This window comes from Flavobacterium plantiphilum, assembly GCF_046000495.1.
GTDB lineage: Bacteria > Bacteroidota > Bacteroidia > Flavobacteriales > Flavobacteriaceae > Flavobacterium > Flavobacterium plantiphilum.
Genome location: NZ_JBELQA010000005.1, coordinates 85,859 through 104,936 on the forward strand (window position 1 = coordinate 85,859; position 19,078 = coordinate 104,936).

General features: G+C 34.8%; 14 protein-coding genes. 11 read left to right on the forward strand and 3 right to left on the reverse strand.

Annotation, left to right across the window (positions count from 1 at the left end):
* Positions 1–29: 29 nt before the first annotated feature.
* A complete protein-coding gene (locus ABS764_RS09815) occupies positions 30–1,028 on the reverse strand; it encodes a GntR family transcriptional regulator (RefSeq protein WP_408081615.1) in 999 nt (332 codons plus the stop codon).
* Positions 1,029–1,304: 276 nt separating this feature from the next.
* Between ABS764_RS09815 and ABS764_RS09820 the strand changes: the two genes are divergently transcribed.
* The 7 genes from ABS764_RS09820 (at position 1,305) to ABS764_RS09850 (ending at position 12,339) form a co-directional block, all read left to right on the forward strand.
* Complete coding sequence (locus ABS764_RS09820) at positions 1,305–2,630, forward strand: BNR repeat-containing protein (RefSeq protein ID WP_408081616.1); 1,326 nt, start codon at positions 1,305–1,307, stop codon at positions 2,628–2,630.
* 38 nt (positions 2,631–2,668) lie between these two features.
* The gene (locus tag ABS764_RS09825; RefSeq protein WP_408081617.1) at positions 2,669–5,794 is read left to right on the forward strand and encodes a glycoside hydrolase family 2 TIM barrel-domain containing protein; all 3,126 of its coding nucleotides are present in this window, start codon (positions 2,669–2,671) and stop codon (positions 5,792–5,794) included.
* A 63-nt stretch (positions 5,795–5,857) separates the two neighbouring features.
* Positions 5,858–8,023: a family 43 glycosylhydrolase gene (locus ABS764_RS09830; RefSeq protein WP_408081618.1), complete on the forward strand. Its 2,166-nt coding sequence runs from the start codon at positions 5,858–5,860 to the stop codon at positions 8,021–8,023.
* An 80-nt stretch (positions 8,024–8,103) separates the two neighbouring features.
* Complete coding sequence (locus ABS764_RS09835) at positions 8,104–9,306, forward strand: DUF4861 domain-containing protein (protein ID WP_408081619.1); 1,203 nt, start codon at positions 8,104–8,106, stop codon at positions 9,304–9,306.
* A 43-nt stretch (positions 9,307–9,349) separates the two neighbouring features.
* Positions 9,350–10,189, forward strand: coding sequence for an SDR family oxidoreductase (locus ABS764_RS09840; protein ID WP_408081620.1), 840 nt, complete (start codon positions 9,350–9,352; stop codon positions 10,187–10,189).
* A 28-nt stretch (positions 10,190–10,217) separates the two neighbouring features.
* A complete protein-coding gene (gene uxuA, locus ABS764_RS09845; RefSeq protein WP_408081850.1) occupies positions 10,218–11,396 on the forward strand; it encodes a mannonate dehydratase in 1,179 nt (392 codons plus the stop codon).
* A 211-nt stretch (positions 11,397–11,607) separates the two neighbouring features.
* Entirely contained in the window at positions 11,608–12,339 is a 732-nt protein-coding gene (locus tag ABS764_RS09850; protein WP_408081621.1) for a porin family protein, read from the forward strand.
* Here the strand turns inward: ABS764_RS09850 and ABS764_RS09855 are convergent.
* Positions 12,334–12,942 carry a hypothetical protein gene (locus tag ABS764_RS09855; RefSeq protein WP_408081622.1) on the reverse strand — a complete coding sequence of 203 codons (609 nt, stop codon included), beginning with the start codon at positions 12,940–12,942 and terminating at the stop codon, positions 12,334–12,336. The genes ABS764_RS09850 and ABS764_RS09855 overlap by 6 nt on opposite strands.
* A 167-nt stretch (positions 12,943–13,109) precedes the next feature.
* On the opposite strand from ABS764_RS09855, the gene ABS764_RS09860 reads away from it, so the two are divergent.
* From ABS764_RS09860 to ABS764_RS09870, 3 genes are all read left to right on the forward strand, one after another.
* Entirely contained in the window at positions 13,110–15,554 is a 2,445-nt protein-coding gene (locus tag ABS764_RS09860; RefSeq protein WP_408081623.1) for a bifunctional UDP-N-acetylmuramoyl-tripeptide:D-alanyl-D-alanine ligase/alanine racemase, read from the forward strand.
* An 88-nt stretch (positions 15,555–15,642) separates the two neighbouring features.
* Positions 15,643–16,080 (forward strand): large-conductance mechanosensitive channel protein MscL, encoded by a 438-nt coding sequence (gene mscL / locus ABS764_RS09865; protein ID WP_408081624.1) that lies wholly within the window; start codon positions 15,643–15,645, stop codon positions 16,078–16,080.
* 184 nt (positions 16,081–16,264) lie between these two features.
* Complete coding sequence (locus ABS764_RS09870) at positions 16,265–17,260, forward strand: aspartate-semialdehyde dehydrogenase (protein WP_408081625.1); 996 nt, start codon at positions 16,265–16,267, stop codon at positions 17,258–17,260.
* Between the two features lie 155 nt (positions 17,261–17,415).
* Here the strand turns inward: ABS764_RS09870 and ABS764_RS09875 are convergent, their stop codons facing one another.
* Positions 17,416–18,303 carry a hypothetical protein gene (locus ABS764_RS09875; RefSeq protein ID WP_408081626.1) on the reverse strand — a complete coding sequence of 296 codons (888 nt, stop codon included), beginning with the start codon at positions 18,301–18,303 and terminating at the stop codon, positions 17,416–17,418.
* A 205-nt stretch (positions 18,304–18,508) separates the two neighbouring features.
* Here ABS764_RS09875 and ABS764_RS09880 point away from each other — a divergent pair, with 205 nt between their 5' ends.
* Entirely contained in the window at positions 18,509–18,919 is a 411-nt protein-coding gene (locus ABS764_RS09880; RefSeq protein WP_408081627.1) for a hypothetical protein, read from the forward strand.
* The last annotated feature ends 159 nt before the right edge of the window (positions 18,920–19,078 follow it).

Consider the following 19,078-nt stretch of genomic DNA (forward strand, 5'->3'; position numbering starts at 1 on the left):
TAGCATAAAAAAACTTTAAATATTTTTTATTACAAAGAACTCCTCATAATCAGGCTGCTTTTATTCTCAATTTGTTCTTTGCTTTGTTTTAAGATCAATTCGGCCAGAACACATCCCATTTCTTTAAAATCAGTTGAAATAGTAGTTATTCCGTCGGCTACTACTTTTTTTAAAGGAGTATCGTTGTAGGAAATGATTCCCAAATCTTTGCCTATAACTAGTTTTTGCTCCTTGGCCTGCTCAATAACATTTACCAGATGACGGTCGTCAGGAATGAGGTAAAGATCGCCAGATTGTATTTCGTTTTGCTCAAAATTTGAAATGATATCGTAATGAAATTCATGTTTGTTGCAAAAATCGATGAATCCTTCTTTCATTCCTACAGGTTGTTTGTAACTGGAAAAAATCAAGATTAATTTTTGGTATTTTTTAATTTTATCTTTACCGGACTCCAGAGCATTAAAAGTGTCTTTAGCGTGATTTTGATGTATGGATGGATAGTTTTTTAATTCTGCATTAGTCTGATCCAGAATTAATACGTCTTGTGGAGGTAATGTTTTGATAATCGCAGCGGCATTAACTAAATTGGTAGGCATGATAATGTATTTAGAATAATTGCCATTGTTATCATGAATGAGTTTTTTAAAAACTTCCGGGTTGAAATAGTGGAAAAAAATATCAATTTGCGCATTTCTGTTGATGGTTTCCAGAAATGAATTGTAAAGGTCTTCTTTAAAGGCGTTCAATTCATCAAACAATAAAAAAATACGTTGCTCAAAACTAAAGTCCTCACTTTTTACATAATAGCCTTTGCCTAAAATAGCATAAATAATTCCTCTTTTTTTAAGTTCGTCATAAGCCAGTAAAACGGTATCTCTGGAAATTCCGAATTCCAGTGATACTTTGTTTACAGAAGGCAGTTTATCTCCTCTTTTTAGACGTTTTTCGGCTATTGATATTTCAATAGACAGGATAATTTGTTTGTATTTTGGTAAATTCTGCCTTTTATTGATAGATATTATTTTCATAATAAAAATGTGAGGGTATAAATATAAATAAATAACCGGTATGTAGTAGTATGGTTTTGAACTTCTTTTTTTATCAATACTTTTTTCAACAACTATTACTGTTTACATCTGGTAGATAAAATCATAAACTGGTAGGTGCTGGTTTGTTTTTGTTAGTGTTGTACATACATTTGTTATTTAGTCCATAAAAATAATATTGAAAAAAAATAGATTTGCTATTTTATTCTAAAATAGGGTTTTGGATATTGAAAATAAGATTTTCTAAAAAATAGAAATATGAAGATGTATTGTAATAAAGTAGCAGTCATTGTTAAGGGCTTACTTTTAGTGATTCTTTTTTTTCCTGCTGTAATTTTGGCGCAGATAAATACTAAAGTAAGCGACATTGGTTTGGGCTGGAGTAATAACTCTGTAAATACAGTGATTTTTAGAAATAAAGCACTCACTACTTTTAAAGGAATTCAATACACTGCTTATTACAATCCGGAAGGAAAAATGGTTCTGGCAAAGCGTAAACTGAATTCTCAAAAATGGGATGTAGTGGTTACTTCCTATGCTGGAAATGTAAAAGATGCGCATAATGATATAAGCATTGCTATAGATAGTAAAGGGTTTTTACATGTAAGCTGGGATCATCATGATACCCATTTGCGATATGCAAGAAGCACACAGCCGTATAGTCTCGAATTAGGAAAAGAATTGCCAATGACCGGAACGGATGAAGCTAAGGTAACCTATCCGGAATTCCATAATTTACCCAATGGGAAATTATTGTTTTGTTATCGTTCCGGAGCTTCGGGAAGAGGAAATATGATTATGAAAGTGTATGATGTTGAAACTCAAAAATGGACTGCGTTACAAAATAATTTAATTGATGGCGAAAATCAGCGTTCTGCTTATTGGCAAATTTGCGTAGGCGAAAAAGGGATTTATATTTCCTGGGTTTGGAGAGAAAGCTGGGATGTTTCGACAAATCACGATATTTGCTATGCTTTTTCAGCTGATGGCGGACACACCTGGCAAAAATCAACCGGAGAAAAATACCAATTACCAATAACCAAAGCTACTGCTGAAATTGCCTGGGAAGTATCTCCAAACAGTAGTTTAATCAATCAGACTTCAATGACTGTTGATGAAAATGGTAATGCTTATATTGCCAGTTATTGGGATAATGACGGGGTGCCACAATACAAAGTAGTGTATCTCAAAGAAGGAAAGTGGAATTTAATCAATACTGATTTTCATCATAAAAAATTTGCTTTAGGCGGAGGAGGAACGAAAAGAATCCCTATTTCCCGTCCGGAGATTTTAGTACATAAATCGATGTTGTATTTACTGTATCGGGATGAAGAAAGAGCCAATAAAATTACCTTGGCTTATGCCAATTTGAAACAGAAACAATGGCAATTAAAAGATATTAGCCCAAATTCGGTAGGACAATGGGAACCTAATTTTGATAAAGAACTTTGGGCAACCAAAAAACAATTACATATTTTTTCTCAAAACGTTACTCAAACCGACGGAGAAGGATTGGCAAAGGTAGCACCACAACCGGTTCAGGTTTTGGAATTAAAAAAAATGCCTTTAATTAGGAACAGATAATAATAAAAAGAACACTAAAAACCACTAAAAATAAGAGAATGAAAAGAAAAATTATGTTAGCGTTGCTGGTAGCTGTGCAGTTAGTTTCGGCACAACAGCAACAAAATGAATGGGAAAACCCAACTATCGTTGACAGAAACAAAGAAGCAGGGAGAGCTACTTTTGTTTTGTATCAAAATGAAGCTATGGCGACTAAAAATGAACCGGAAGCATCGGCTTATTATCAAAGTTTAAATGGCGATTGGAAGTTTAACATTGTTAAAAAACCAGCCGATCGTCCGCTGGATTTTTACAAAGCAGACTTAGATGATAAAAGCTGGAAAAATATTCCGGTACCTTCAAACTGGGAAATGGAAGGTTATGATATTCCTATTTACACCAATATTGTGTATCCTTTTCCAAAGAATCCCCCTTTTGTAGACAACACTTACAATCCGGTAGGGAGTTACCGTAAAACATTCACAGTGCCGGAAAACTGGTCGGGCAAAGAAGTGCTTTTACATTTCAATTCTATTTCGGGATATGCACGCATATTTTTAAATGGCAAAGAAGTGGGGATGACCAAAGCTTCCAAAACAGCAGCCGAATTTGACGTCACTTCCTTTTTACAAAAAGGAGAAAATCTTTTGGCGGTACAAGTGTTTCGCTGGCACGACGGAAGTTATTTAGAAGATCAGGATTTCTGGAGACTGAGCGGTATTGAGCGAGATGTTTATTTGCAAGCGACTCCTAAATTGACTATTTGGGATTATTTTGTAAATGCCGATTTGGACGAGAATTATACCAATGGGCTTTTTAAAACAACTGTTCAGTTAAGAGCATTTCAGCAAAATAAAATTAAAAATGCTAATCTAAGTTTGACTTTATTAGATGCTCAAGGCAAAAAAGTGTACAGTGAAACGAAGAATGTGACCAATGCAACTAAGGAAGTTGTTTTTAGTTCGGCGATTAATAACGTGAATAAATGGAGTTCAGAAACGCCTTATTTGTACAGTTATATTATCAAATTAGAAACTGCTAATCCTGCCGAAAATTCAGTGATTTATCGCAAAGCAGGTTTTAGAAAAGTGGAAATTAAAAATGCCCAACTTTTGGTTAACGGAAAAGTAATGTTAGTGCGTGGCGTAAACATTCACGATCATCATGAAACCAAAGGACATGCACCTGACAGACCAACGATGCGCAGAGACTTGGAATTGATGAAACAAAATAACATCAATGCTATCAGAATGAGTCATTATCCGCATGACCCGTATTTATATGAATTATGTGATGAGTATGGTATGTATTTAGTAGACGAGGCTAATATTGAAACGCATGGAATGGGAGTTGATGGGCAAAAATCATTAGACGAAAATATTCATCCGGCATATGTTCCGGCATGGGCTCCTGCGCATTTGGATCGCATTAAGCGTATGTTAGAAGCTGATAAAAATCATCCTTCGATTATTATTTGGTCAATGGGTAACGAATGTGCTAATGGTCCTGTTTTTTATGAAGCTTACAAATGGTTGAAAAACAGAGATACTTCGAGACCGGTACAATTTGAACAATCTAAAGAAAACCCAAATACAGATATTGTGGCGCCAATGTACCCAAGTATCAAATACATGAAAGAATATGCAGCTGCAGATAAACCCAGACCTTTTATTATGTGTGAATACTCACATGCGATGGGAAATTCTAACGGAAATTTTCAGGAATATTTCGATATCATCAACAGCAGTCCGCACATGCAGGGTGGATTTATCTGGGACTGGGTGGATCAGGGTATTAAAACTCAGGACGAAAACGGAACCGTCTTCTATGCATACGGAGGTGATTTAGGAGGGGAAGATTTGCAAAATGATGATAACTTTTGTGCCAATGGTTTGGTGAGTGCCAATAGAATGCCACATCCGGGATTAGCAGAAGTGAAAAAAGTATATCAGGATATTTTGTTTAGTTTAAAGGAGACAAACCAATTGACAATCAAGAATATTTTTCATTATACGAACTTAAATCAATATCAGTTCAAATTTGAATTGATTAAAAACGGTCAGGTAATCCAGGAGAAAACATTCAATGTTGATTGCGCTCCTGAGAAAAGTACAACGCTGGATTTGCCAATTGAAGCCTTGACTGAGACCGGAGAATTTTTCCTGAATGTGTATGCTTTTACAAAAACCGCAACAGATTTAGTTCCGGCGAATCATGAAATTGCCAGAGAGCAATTTGCTATTGGAAAAGGAAATTTCTTTGCAGAAAAATCAGCCGAAGTAGCTAAAAAGAAGGAATTAAAAATCAGGAAAAAAGGTGCTGTTTTGTCTTTTGAGACTAAAACAATTGCCGGTACTTTTGATTTGGCTAAAGGAGAAATTAAAAGCTATAATTTTAAAGCTGAAAATGCTGAAATTATCACACATTTCCCAACGCCTTATTTCTGGAGAGCACCAACAGATAATGATTTTGGAAACAAAATGCCGGAGAAATTAGCCATTTGGAAAGATGCTCATTTGAATCCGGAAGTACAATCGGTTACGGTAGGGAAACAAACCGATTCAGGATTACCTATTGACGTTCAATATGTTTTAGCTGGAGCCAATGCGCCTTACACAGTGAATTATCTGATCCAGAATAATGGCGAAATTAAAGTCACAGCCAGCATTGATATGACTGATAAAAATTTACCGGAATTGCCACGCTTTGGGATGCGAGTAGAACTTCCGGGTGCTTTTGAGAATTTAAGTTACTACGGTCGTGGGCCCTTAGAAAATTATTCCGATAGAAAAACGGCTTCTTTCGTGGGGACTTATGAAGACAAAGTAGCAAATCAGTTTGTATGGGAATACATTCGTCCACAGGAATGTGGTTATAAAACAGATACACGTTGGTTTTCTTTGCAAAACAGCAAAGGTTTAGGATTGAAAATTACCGGGGAACAGACTTTAGGATTTAGTACTTTAAATGTTTCGACAGAATCTTTAGATCCTGGAAAAGCCAAAAATCAACGTCATACTAATGATGTGAAACCGCAAGACAAGGTATATGTACATGTCGATTTAGCACAACGCGGAGTAGGAGGCGATACAAGCTGGGGTGCTTATCCGCATTCGCAATATTTACTTAGAGCTCCTAAATACAGCTATAGTTATACATTGAGTTTAATGAATTCTACTAAATAATATAATTAACGCCTTGGACGGGATTATCAGGATAATTGCTCCAAGGCGTTATAGTTACTACCGATGAAACAAATAAAATCTGCCTTTTTAATAATTTCAGTAAGTCTGATTTTAGTACTGTTTTTTTCTTGTAGCAGTACTAAAAAAACAGTAGTAAAAGAAAATAACAGTGCTTACCTTTTTGTGTATTTCACGGGAAATGCCAAAACAGATGAGGCCATTCGTTTTGCTATAAGTAACAACGGATATAATTTTTATGCTCTCAATGGCAATCAGCCTGTAATTGCATCTGAAACAATTAGTACAACCGGAGGAGTTCGTGATCCGCATATTTTAAGAGGTGCTGATGGTACTTTTTATATGACAGTTACCGATTTACAAACAGCTAACGGCTGGGAAAACCAGTCTATTGTACTTTTAAAATCAGCCGATTTAGTCAATTGGACTTCTTCAAAAGTGGATGTTTCAAAAGTTTTTGAGAATTTCGAAGATGTGAAAAGAGTTTGGGCGCCACAAACTATTTATGATACTAAGGCTAAGAAATATATGGTGTATTTCTCGATGTTGCAGCCGGGTGGGACAGATATTGTTTATTATGCCTATGCTAATAAAGATTTTACCGCCTTAGAAACTGCGCCACAACAACTGTTTTACAGTCCGATAAATCGTTCTTGTATTGATGCCGATATTATTGAAAAAGATGGAAAATTCCATTTGTTTATGAAAACCGAAGATGAAAAAGACAAAGGAATTAAAGTGGCTGTTTCGGATAAATTAACTTCTGGATATGTATTACAAGAGGGGTATGTGGATCAAACCAGTGAATCGGTTGAAGGTTCCGGGGTTTTTAAACTAAACAATTCGGATACTTATATTTTAATGTATGATATGTACAGAAAAGGGAAATATCAGTTTACTTCTTCAACGGATTTAAAAAATTTCAAAGTAATCGATGAGAATGTTTCCATGGATTTTCATCCAAGACACGGAACAGTTTTACCTATTACTAAAACGGAAGCTGATGCTTTAATAGCAAAGTTTGGATGGACTCCAAATGAAGAAATTCTAAAAACAAAATCAGAAGCTGTAAAGCAAAATAATGTTATTATTGATGCTGAGAATAAAAAAATCCTGCTTCCGGTAAAAAACGGAACAGATTTAACATATTTCAATCCTGAGTTTAAAACTAATGCTGGATTGTTAGTTAGTCCGTCAGCACCTCAGGATTTTTCACAAAAAGCAGTAAAATATGATTTTGAGTTGGAAGGTTTAACAAAAGCATCTTATGATGTTGAAGTTGCAGTCAGAAACAATCCGGCATTAGCGGGATATTATGCTGATCCGGAAATTTTGTATTCTAATAAAGACAAACGTTTTCATCTGTATCCTACCAGCGATGGTTTTGATAGCTGGAGTGGTTATTATTTCAAGAGTTTTTCATCCGCTAATCTGGTAGACTGGACAGATGATGGTGTGATTCTGGATTTTAAAAAAGATGTCTCCTGGACTGATAAAAATGCATGGGCACCTGCAGCAGCCGAGAAAAAAATAAACGGACAATACAAATATTTCTTTTATTATACCGGTGAAGCAAAAATTGGCGTGGCAGTAAGTGATAATCCACAAGGTCCTTTTACTGATATTGGAAAACCATTAATAGCCACTAAGCCAAACGGAATTACAAGAGGGCAGGTAATTGATCCGGATGTTTTTAATGATCCTGTGTCAGGAAAAAGTTATTTGTACTGGGGCAATGGTTTTATGGTAGGAGCCGAATTAAACGACGATATGATTTCGCTGAAAGAAAATACACTCACGGTTTTAAAACCCGATGGGACTTTTAGAGAAGGAACAGAGGTGTTTTATAGAAAAGGAAAATATTACTTTTTATGGTCACAGGATGATACCAGAAGCGAAAATTACAGAGTGCGTTATGCAACTTCCGATTCTCCATTGGGTAATTTTACGATACCCAAAAATAATCTGATACTGGCTAAAGATCCTTCGCTGGGAATTTACGGAACGGGACACAATTCTGTGATCCAGATTCCTGGAACTGATGAATGGTACATAGTATATCATCGTTTTACGATTCCAAAAGGAATTACAATGGGACGTGCTGCCGGATTTAACAGAGAAGTATGTATTGACCGTTTGTATTTTGATGAAGAAGGAAATATCATTGCTGTAAAACCTACATTGGAAGGCATTCAGCCTTTGAAAAAATAATTACTGACACGAGTTGCACTAATTTGTTCAAGGCAAATAAACAGGTGTGAATTTTGTTAAAATTAAACAATGTTAAAACTATGAAGAATTATATTACTGTAATGCTTGGGTGTTTATTAGTGTTTTTATCTTTTCCAATATTGGCCAATGTCCAAAATACATCGGCTAAAATTTCGGTACATAACAAGCTCGATTTTGCAAGAAAAGAAATAGTTGCTGTTTCTGGAAAACTGCTTTCGGATTTAATAAAAGGAAATCAAACTAAGGATTTACGAATTAAAAAAGAAGGAAACTCCGAATTTATTGTTTTACAATGGATTGATTATAATCAGGACGGAATTCAGGATGAGTTGTTATTTGAAGCTGAGGTTCCCGCTAAAGCAAAAGTAAGTTATGAAATTGTTTTTGATGAAACTACTGCTTTGCCGGAAAGCACAATTACAACCTATTCCCGTTTTGTACCGGAGCGAACGGATGATTATGCCTGGGAAAATGATAAGGTAGCTTTTAGAACGTATGGTCCGGATGCCCAGAAAAGAACAGAAGAAAAACGTCCTGAAGGAACACTCAGCAGCGGAATTGATCTTTGGTTAAAAAGAACAGATAAATCCATCATCAACAAATGGTATGCTGAGAATGTAAAAAAGGGAGGTTATTACCATATTGATCATGGTGAGGGTTATGATCCGTATCATGTAGGTGCCAGTCGCGGAACGGGAGGAACGGGAATTTGGGAAAATAACAATTTAGCCGTTTCTAAAAACTTTGTCAGTTATAAAACTATCGCAGTTGGACCATTACGCACTGTTTTTGAATTGAGTTATGCTCCTTATAGCCCTTATGAAGTTAAGGAAACCAAAAGGATTTCTTTAGATTTAGGTTCGAATTTTTCTAAGTTCGAAATAACAATGGATGCTAATAAAGCACTTCCTAATATTACAACAGGAATAACTTTGCATGACAATAAAGGCGAAGTGAAAATCAACAAAAAAGAAGGCTGGTTCCGTCATGCAGAAACTATCGATGGGAATTTATTAGGAGAAGGAATTGTGTTGAATCCGAAGGTGGTAAAAGAGGCTTTTGCAAATGTTTCCACCGAAAAAGATCAGAGTAACTTATTAGTAATTGGCAAACCAAAAAACAATCAATTGACTTATTATGCTGGTTTTGCCTGGCAAAAAAGCGGACAAATTGATAATGAAGCTGATTGGGATACTTTATTACAAAAACAGGCGAAAATGTTAGCTAACCCCCTTAAAATAACGATTAAAAGAAATAAATAAATCTTTTTTTGTAGTTTCGCTACAAACTAACAAATAAACGAGAATGGACATAATTACAGGACTAAAAGATAAGGTAGTTGTAATAACAGGAGGCGCCGGCGTATTAGGTGCAGGATTTACAAGAGCATTAGTAAAACAAGGTGCTAAAGTAGCTATATTAGGCAGAGATTTGGCGAAAGCCCAAAAATTAGCTGAAGAAATCAATAATGAAGGCGGAAAAGCAATTGGTGTTTCTGCCGATGTTTGTGACGAAGCCAGTTTAAGAAAAGCCCATGCAGCAATTAATGAAAGTTTAGGATTAGTTGATATTTTAATTAATGGTGCTGGAGGAAATCACCCAAAAGGAACAAGTTCTGATGTATCTTTCGACAGAGAAAATAAAGCAGAAGGATTACAAACTTTCTTTGGTTTAGATACCGAAGGTTTGCGCTTTGTATTCGATTTGAATTTTATTGGTACTTTATTACCAACTCAGGTTTTTGCTGCTGATATGATCGGAAGAGAAGGGTGTAGTATACTTAATATATCTTCAGTTAGTGCTTTTCATCCTTTGACAAAAGTGGTGGCCTACAGTGCTGCTAAAGCGGCAATCAGTAATTTGACAGAATGGTTGTCGGTTTATTTTGCTAAAGAAGGAATTCGTGTCAATGCACTTTCACCGGGTTTTTTCCTTACAGAACAAAACAGAACTTTATTAACTAATCAGGACGGTAGCCTGACAGAAAGAGGAAATAAAATCCTTTCGCAAACTCCAATGGGAAGATTTGGTGAACCAAGTGATTTAGACAGCACTTTATTATGGCTTTGTAATCCTGCTTCTCGTTTTGTAACGGGAATTGTTGTTGCTGTTGATGGAGGGTTTTTAGCGTATAGTGGTGTTTAATATAAATAACTTATAAAAAATAATGGGAATAGAACAAACCTGGAGATGGTACGGACCAAAAGATTCTGTGCCTCTTTCTCATATTAAAATGGCTGGTGCTACAGGAATTGTGACAGCTTTACATCATATTCCAAACGGAACGGTTTGGACTGTGGAAGAAATTCAAAAAAGAAAAAAAGAAATTGAAGACGCTGGATTGACATGGTCAGTTGTAGAGAGTATTCCGGTTCACGAAAACATCAAAACCAGAAAAGGCGATTATAAAAAATACATTGAAAACTATTGTCAAAGCATTGCTAATTTAGGTGCCTGCGGAATTGATACTGTGTGTTATAATTTTATGCCGGTTTTAGACTGGACCCGAACGGATTTGGCTTTCGAAGTAGAAGATGGTTCTAAAGCTTTGCGTTTTGACCGTATGGAATTTGCTGCCTTCGAATTGTTTTTGCTAAAAAGAAAAGGTGCTGAAAACGATTATACTGCTGAAGAAATCGCTAAAGCAACGAAGGTTTTCGAAGCGATGAACGAAGACCAAAAAACATTATTGGTTAAAAATATTATTGCAGGATTACCAGGTGCTGAAGAAGGCTATACAGTAGAGAAATTGCAGACAGCATTAGACGATTATGCTGAAATAGGCGATGCCGAATTGAGAAACAATCTTTATGCATTCCTGAAAGAAATTATCCCGGCAGCTGAAAAAGCAGGAATTGTAATGGCCATTCACCCGGATGATCCGCCTTATGCGATTTTAGGATTACCAAGAGTTGTAAGTACTGAGGCTGATGCCAAGCAATTGATTGAAGTTGTGGATAGCAAAAGTAACGGACTGTGTTTTTGTACCGGTTCTTATGGCGTACGAGAAGACAATGATTTGGTAGGAATGGTACAGCGTTTAGGTCACCGTATCAACTTTATCCATTTAAGAGCAACAAAACGTGATGCAGAAGGAAACTTCTACGAAGCAGATCATTTAGATGGCGATGTGGATATGTACGGCGTGATGAAAGCCATTGTGGAAGAACAAGATAAAAGAATCGCTAATGGTCGTCCGGATTACCGATTGCCAATGCGTCCCGATCACGGTCACCAGATGCTGGATGATTTAGATAAGAAAATGAATCCGGGTTATTCTGCAATTGGTCGCTTAAGAGGTTTAGCCGAATTAAGAGGTCTTGAAAGAGGAATTAGAGGAAATCAAAAATAAATAGTAGCTGATTACCGCAGATTATAATTTATAAAAGTTATAAAAATCCGTTGGTATCGGTGTCACTGTAGCTTATTTCTCTGTTTAGTCTGATTAGCAGACAGACATATCATATATAAAGGAGCAATTTTTTTGCTCCTTTTTTGTTTAATAAATCGTTACTGCTATGAAACAATTATATTTGTAATGCATTTAAAAAAACAACAAACCTATGAATCTACTTCAAAACCAGTTTAGAGAAAAATTATTTTTAAGTGTTTTGCTATTGTTGCCCTTTTTTAGTGCTTTTGCACAGGAAGAAATACAAACTAAACCTGAAATACAGGAAATAAAAGTGGATTCGTTGTATCGGGAAGATCAGTTTTACTTTGGTTTCAATTATAATACACTGCAGCAAAAACCGGCAGGAGTAAAACAACAAAAATTTTCTATCGGTATTTCAGGTGGTTTTTTGAGAGATATGCCCATTAATAAAACCCGAACTAAAGCTTTTGCAACAGGTTTAGGAGTCAGTTACAACAATTACAATCAAAACATAGGAATTACAGGAACAGCACAGGATGCGGTCTATACTGTTTTGGATTCCGATTTGGATTTTGATAAAAATAATTTCAAGCAGCTGTTAATTGATGTTCCTATTGAGTTCAGATGGAGAACCTCTACTTATGAAAGTTATAAGTTCTGGAGGATTTATGGCGGCATGAAATTCAGTTATCTTGCCTATAGCAAATCAGTACTTAAGGTTAATCAGGGCAAAACAGTGATTACCAATAATGCTGATTTTAATAAATTTTTATATGGATTGTATTTGTCTGCGGGATACAATACTTTAAATGTGTATGCTTATTATGGCTTAAATCCAATATTTAAGTCCGCCGAAGTTGATGGTCAGAAAATAGATATGAAAGCTCTAAGTGTTGGAGTGATTTTCTATATTTTATAACCACAAAAAAAGTAAAAATATTTGCGGAATACTGCCTAAAAGTACTCCAATAATCAGTTCCATAGGAGTGTGTGCTTTCATAACCAGTCGGGAGGAGGCAACAAAACCGTTCATTAAAACCAGAAGAATAATCATTAAAGTGTTTGGATTATGATTGTGTATGCTGAATCCAAATACAAAGAGCGTCAAAGCACTTAGTGCCATCATGTGTAAACTGGCTTTTTTATTGAAAAACAGAAGGATTAAAGCGATTAATGTACTCATTAAGGCTCCCAGGAAAAAGAAATGAAGTTCAGGATAACGTTCTAAGGTAATGCTTTTTCGAACCAACAGAATAATGAGAAAGCACTGAATAACTAATGGCAATTTTCGTTCTGATAACTCAGCAGCCATTATCGAATTAATTTTTCCGGTTAAACGTAGCAGAAAAAAAAATAATACAGGAATTATAAAAGTAATCGTTGTTACTTCCAGCAAAACAAGGTATTTCTCTTTATTCAGAAAATAAGAATGGTTCGAAAAAAGATAAAATAACGTAGCGTAAATCGGGATAAAAACCGGATGGAATACATAAGAAAAGGAAGAAAATATTTTTTTTGGCATTGTAAAATAGCTTAGTTTCACAAATATAACGAATCTTGTAAAAAGAGATTGTTTTGTAAGACCCGAATTATTCTGTGCTCTTATTTTTAACGCTCTCTGTGTGGTTTCAATTTAAAAAGAAGTCTTACTTTTGAAGAAACATAGTTTTTTAAGCCTATTTTAAATCCATGAGTATATCAATTAAAAAGAGTATTACTATCCTAAATGCCAAATGGATTGGCATAAATTCCGAAACAGCTGTTGATAATATCTCAATTGACAGCCGGTCGTTGCAAAATAACGAACACACCCTGTTTTTTGCTTTAACGGGACCTAATAATAATGCCCATCATTATATCAATGAGTTAATTGATAACGGAGTTCAGAATTTTGTTGTTACCCATATTCCTGAAGATTGCGAAAATCGGGCAAACTTTTTAATTGTCGAAAATACGCTCGTGGCGTTGCAACAATTTGCCGCTTATTACCGCAGTCTTTTTCATTTTCCAATTATTGGTTTAACGGGTAGTAATGGAAAAACCATTGTGAAAGAATGGCTTAATTTTCTTTTAAGTCCTGATTATAACGTAATTCGAAGTCCTAAAAGTTACAATTCACAGGTGGGCGTTCCCTTGTCGGTAATTGCAATTAATGAAAAGCACAATTTAGGAATTTTTGAAGCGGGAATTTCTACCGTGAACGAAATGGATAAACTGGAAAAAATCATCAGACCTGCTATAGGTGTTTTGACCAATATTGGTTCTTCACACGATGAAGGATTTACCAATTTAGAAGAAAAAATCCAACAAAAAATGCTGTTGTTTCAAAACGCAGCAGTTTTGATTTACCAAAAACACAGCGAAGTTGAAAAATATATTTCTGTAAAAACAAATCCTTTTTCGTGGAGCTATAAAGAAGAGAATGCTGATGTTTTTATATTTAGAAAAGAAACTGAAAACCAACAAACAACATTATTCTATACCTATAAAAACAATAATTACCAGTTAAAAATTCCTTTTATTGATAAAGCTTCTGTCGAAAATGCTGTTTCCAGTTTAATGGTATTGCTGTATTTTGGTTATGAAAACAGCGTTATTCAATCGCGCATGGAAATGCTGTTTCCGGTAGAGATGCGTCTGGAAGTAAAAAACGGGATTAACAATTGCAGTATTATTGATGACAGTTACAGTTCAGATTTTCAGTCTTTAAAAATAGCGTTGGATGTTTTGGAAAGTCAGAATAAATTTAAGAAGAAAACAGTCATTCTTTCCGATATTTTTCAAAGTGGTTTTCCTAATGAACAATTGTATGCAAAGGTAGCGCAGTTGATTATTTCGAATAAAATCAATCGGGTAATCGGAATTGGAGAAACTATTTCGGAGTTTAAAGGTCAATTTTCAAATTGTATTACATTCAAAAATACTGCCGATTTTATTGCCAATTTTGACAAGCTGGATTTCTCCAATGAAAGCATTTTGATAAAAGGAGCGCGCTCGTTCCAGTTTGAAGAAATCGTAGCTTTATTAGAAGAAAAAACCCATGAAACTGTTCTGGAAATCAATCTGAATGCGATTAGCTACAATCTGAACTTTTTTAAATCAAAGCTAAAACCTAACGTAAAAATCATGGTGATGGTCAAAGCTTTTAGTTATGGGAATGGCGGACTCGAAATTGCCAAATTACTCGAGCATCATAAAGTGGATTATTTAGGTGTGGCTTTCGCCGATGAAGGAATTTCGTTGAAAAACGGCGGAATCAAATTGCCTATTATGGTTTTAAATCCTGAAAGTACCAGTTTTTCAGCTATTATTCAGCATAGATTAGAGCCTGAAATTTATAGTATAAAAGGTTTGCAGGCTTTTCTTAAAATCGCCAAACAAAAAAATCTGCAGCATTTTCCTATTCACATTAAAGTTGATACAGGAATGCATCGTTTGGGTTTTGAAGAAAATACAGTAGACGAATTGATTGCAACATTAAAAGGAAATGCAACGGTTAAAGTGCAAAGCATTCTGTCGCACATGGCTACCAGCGATGATCCAAAATTTTCTGATTTTGCTAAATCTCAAATACAATTGTTTGATAAACTATCAGCCAAAATAATGACAGAGTTAGAAATTAATCCTATTCGTCATATTTTAAATACATCGGGAATCAGTAATTTTTCTGAAGCGCAATTTGATATGGTTCGTTTAGGTATTGGCTTGTATGGTGTTTCAAATGATGAAAATGAACAAAAAGAATTAGAAAATGTGGGGACATTAAAATCCATTATTTCTCAAATAAGAACTATTCCGGCTGGTGATAGTGTGGGTTATGGTCGTAGATTTATGGCTGATAAGCAGACTAAGGTGGCTACTATACCTATAGGTTATGCCGATGGGATTTCGAGAGCCTGGGGAAATGGAGTGGGTTTTGTAACCATTAAAGATCAGAAAGCATTCATCTTAGGAAGCGTATGTATGGATATGTTAATGGTAAATGTAACTGAAATTGATTGTGCCGAAGGCGACGATGTAATAATTTTTGGCGAAAGCCCAACGGTTTCTTATATCGCTCAGAAACTGAATACGATTCCTTATGAGGTTTTAACGAGTATCTCTCAGAGAGTCAAGCGGATATTCTATCGATAGTTTATTTTTTAGTTTAAAATGCTTTTTTTGTTAAAAAATATGTTAATTTAGATTTTCAATCAAGTTCAATTTTAAAACAAAGATACCTATGGGATTTTTTAGTGATTTTAAAGCCTTTTTGATGAAAGGTGAAATAGTAACTTTGGCAACAGCCGTAATTGTTGGTGGAGCTTTTGGAAAAATAGTAACCTCTTTTACTAATGATGTTTTAATGCCTCCAATAGGTCTGTTATTAGGGAAAGTAGATTTTAAGAATTTAAAAATAGTGCTTCAGGAAGGTACTCCGGCAGTTGTTGAAAACGGAGCCGAAATAGCACCCGGAATTGCTGAAGTATCCATTAATTACGGAGCTTTTATTCAAACGGTTTTTGATTTTGTAATTATCGGCTTTTGTATTTTTTTAGTGCTGAAGGCTTACGAGCAAACTAAAAAGAAAGAAGCTGCTGCCGCTCCACCGCCACCTGCCGGACCTACTCAGGAAGAATTGCTTATCCAGATTAGAGATTTGCTGAAAGAGAAAAGATAATACCGCTTCACTATATGTTCAACTAAACCATCCGCCGCAGCGGATGGTTTTTCTATTTTTGTTATATTTATAACTTTTTGTTACTTTTTGTGAACGCGCTTGTTTTCCTTTGAATATTAATTACTTTTGCAGTTCGAAATTTGATTTTTAAAATAAAACTAAAGACAAAACTAAAGATATAGATATGAAAATAGCAGTTGTTGGTGCAACCGGTATGGTTGGAGAAGTAATGTTACAGGTATTGGCAGAAAGAAATTTTGTGACTGCTAATGACGAATTAATTCTTGTAGCTTCTGAGCGTTCAGTTGGAAAAGAAATGGAATTTCAAGGGAAAACTTATAAAGTAGTAGGATTAGCTACTGCTGTAGATATGAAACCGGAAATTGCTTTATTCTCTGCAGGAGGTGATACTTCATTAGAGTGGGCGCCAAAATTTGCTGCTGCAGGAACCACCGTAGTAGACAACTCTTCTGCCTGGAGAATGGATCCAACTAAAAAATTAATTGTTCCGGAAATTAACGCAGACCAATTAACAAAAGAAGACAAAATCATTGCTAACCCAAACTGTTCTACAATCCAGATGGTTTTGGCTTTAGCGCCTTTACATAAAAAATACAATGTAAAAAGAGTTATCGTTTCTACTTATCAGTCTATCACCGGAACGGGTGTGAAAGCAGTAAAACAATTAGAAAACGAATATGCCGGAATTGACGGAGATATGGCTTACAAATACCAAATTCACCGCAACGCAATTCCTCAATGTGATGTTTTTGAGGATAACGGATACACTAAAGAGGAGATGAAATTAGTTCGCGAAACTAAAAAAATCTTAAGCGATAACACTATTGCAGTTACGGCTACTGCGGTTCGTGTGCCAATCGTAGGTGGACACTCTGAGGCTGTAAACGTGGAATTTTCAAATGATTTTGATGTAAACGAAGTAAGAAACATTCTTTCTGAAACAGATGGTGTTACGGTTCAGGATAATTTAAAAGAGTTTGAATACCCAATGCCACTTTTTGCCCAGGGTAAAAATGATGTATTTGTTGGTAGAATCAGAAGAGACGAATCTCAACCAAATACCCTGAACATGTGGATTGTTGCTGATAACCTAAGAAAAGGTGCTGCAACAAATACGATTCAAATTGCTGAATATTTAGTAGCGAACAACTTAGTGTAATTACTAAATAACTATAAAACAGAAAAGCTTCTCAATTGAGAAGCTTTTTTTATGGGTTAAATTCATTGCGAGCGCAGCGAAGCAATCACATCTTGCTGGGCACAGAATGCAATGCAGCGCTAACGTTTGTGTATATTCGAGCGATTGGGTGTTTTTTAATAATTTAAAATATTAAAAATTTCTTGTGTTTTGAATCTTATCAATTCACTGTGGTTTTCATTTTTAACTTCAATTTCGTCAATATATTTAACAATTTCATCCTTGTTATTTTTATATAGTTCAGTGTAATTTACTCTTATTTTTTCAGAATATTCAAGTTGACTTATCATAGTTGCAGATCTTTGGAGAATTGCGTCGAAAAATTCTCTCTGTATTGCTAAGTTTTTTAATGCAAATGACATAATCTGTTCGTTAATTTTTAGTATCCGAATTATTGGATGAGGATGACTGTTTTCTCTGTAGTAGATTTTCTGAAATAAGTTTCCAGAAAAAATGATTATTATATTTCCTGTTGTGAATAGCAGTGCAGTTAAAAAATTAAACAAATCAAATATCTCGAATTGATTATTGATGGTTTTTATTTTTTCTAGTAATTTATACGTACTCATTGATAAACCAAAAAGATCAGCGTCAAATTCGTAGATATGCTGTCTAATATCAAATGTTTTTTCATTTGAATATTGTTCTTGAAGATCAAATGTATTACTTTCTTTAGCTTCACTTGATTGAATCACGTGTGCAAGTTCATGATAGAAGAGATAGTAAATACAACATGTAGTTGAAATTTTTTTTAATCTTTCTTTTTCACTTTCTTGAATAATTAAACTTGCAATATTTTCATAAAGAAAAAGCTCAATAGACTCATGTATAATATTTTCTAACTTTTCAATTAGTCCTATGTTGAATGTAATTAATGAATGTTGTTTTCTTACAGTCGCTTTTGCATTAAAAGCATAATTATAATTAACTGCGAAGTTCAAATTGATTTTCAGTTTTTCAGATGCGTTGTTGCATAACTCAACACACTTATTAATACATTTCAAGGCAAAATCTTCATTTTTAAATATTTTGAATTCTGACTCATCAAGTAAGTGTAGTCTTAACTCAGGAAAATGAATTTAGCTTGATGAATGTGAGTAGAATAGTTCATAAAATATTTAATGAATTTTATATACACTCAATTTTAGTTGAGTTTTATTTATTTCCAAATATATAAAATATTCTTACAAATTTATCAAAAAGCATTTTGTGAAAAAAAATCAAAATCAGCCTGCCTTGGATTTCTTAATCCCACAGTTTACCTTTGCAAAGATGAAAAGAAAACAGCTGATATTTAGTTTTACTCTGGCAGCGGCGGTATTGTTCTCGATACTGTTCCAGTCTTTTCATAGTTATGAGCATTTAGAAGAGCAATTTTCGTATAAAGTTTGTCAGCATGACCACAAGCATAATAAAGTAGAACTCACCCATGAGCACAAAATAGTTGAGCATTGTGCCATTTGTCAGTTTGCTTTTGGGAGTTGTTTGTATCCAAAATTTATAAGTTACCATTTCTTTTCTGATTTCCGGGCGATTCCTTTTTTTGCTACTAATCCAAAAGAAATTCTTTCCTTCTCAGGGAGTTTGTTTGCTCACCGCGGACCTCCATATTTTGTGTAAAACACATTTTTTATTAATTAAGCTAATTGCTAAATAAAATTTAAGCCCACAGATTATACTGATGGTTATCAGTGCTAATCTGTTAAATCCGTTTTGTTCGTGGGCTAATAACGGATAGGTATTTGGCTTCATCTTTTTGTAAAACACAACAATCATTTT

Bases quoted from the DNA above. Each gene is read 5' to 3' on its own strand.
- ABS764_RS09815 (WP_408081615.1), bottom strand. From the start codon at position 1,028: ATGAAAATAATATCTATCAATAAAAGGCAGAATTTACCAAAATACAAA.
- ABS764_RS09820 (WP_408081616.1), top strand. From the start codon at position 1,305: ATGAAGATGTATTGTAATAAAGTAGCAGTCATTGTTAAGGGCTTACTT.
- ABS764_RS09825 (WP_408081617.1), top strand. From the start codon at position 2,669: ATGAAAAGAAAAATTATGTTAGCGTTGCTGGTAGCTGTGCAGTTAGTT.
- ABS764_RS09830 (WP_408081618.1), top strand. From the start codon at position 5,858: ATGAAACAAATAAAATCTGCCTTTTTAATAATTTCAGTAAGTCTGATT.
- ABS764_RS09835 (WP_408081619.1), top strand. From the start codon at position 8,104: ATGAAGAATTATATTACTGTAATGCTTGGGTGTTTATTAGTGTTTTTA.
- ABS764_RS09840 (WP_408081620.1), top strand. From the start codon at position 9,350: ATGGACATAATTACAGGACTAAAAGATAAGGTAGTTGTAATAACAGGA.
- ABS764_RS09850 (WP_408081621.1), top strand. From the start codon at position 11,608: ATGAATCTACTTCAAAACCAGTTTAGAGAAAAATTATTTTTAAGTGTT.
- ABS764_RS09855 (WP_408081622.1), bottom strand. From the start codon at position 12,942: ATGCCAAAAAAAATATTTTCTTCCTTTTCTTATGTATTCCATCCGGTT.
- ABS764_RS09860 (WP_408081623.1), top strand. From the start codon at position 13,110: ATGAGTATATCAATTAAAAAGAGTATTACTATCCTAAATGCCAAATGG.
- mscL (WP_408081624.1), top strand. From the start codon at position 15,643: ATGGGATTTTTTAGTGATTTTAAAGCCTTTTTGATGAAAGGTGAAATA.
- ABS764_RS09870 (WP_408081625.1), top strand. From the start codon at position 16,265: ATGAAAATAGCAGTTGTTGGTGCAACCGGTATGGTTGGAGAAGTAATG.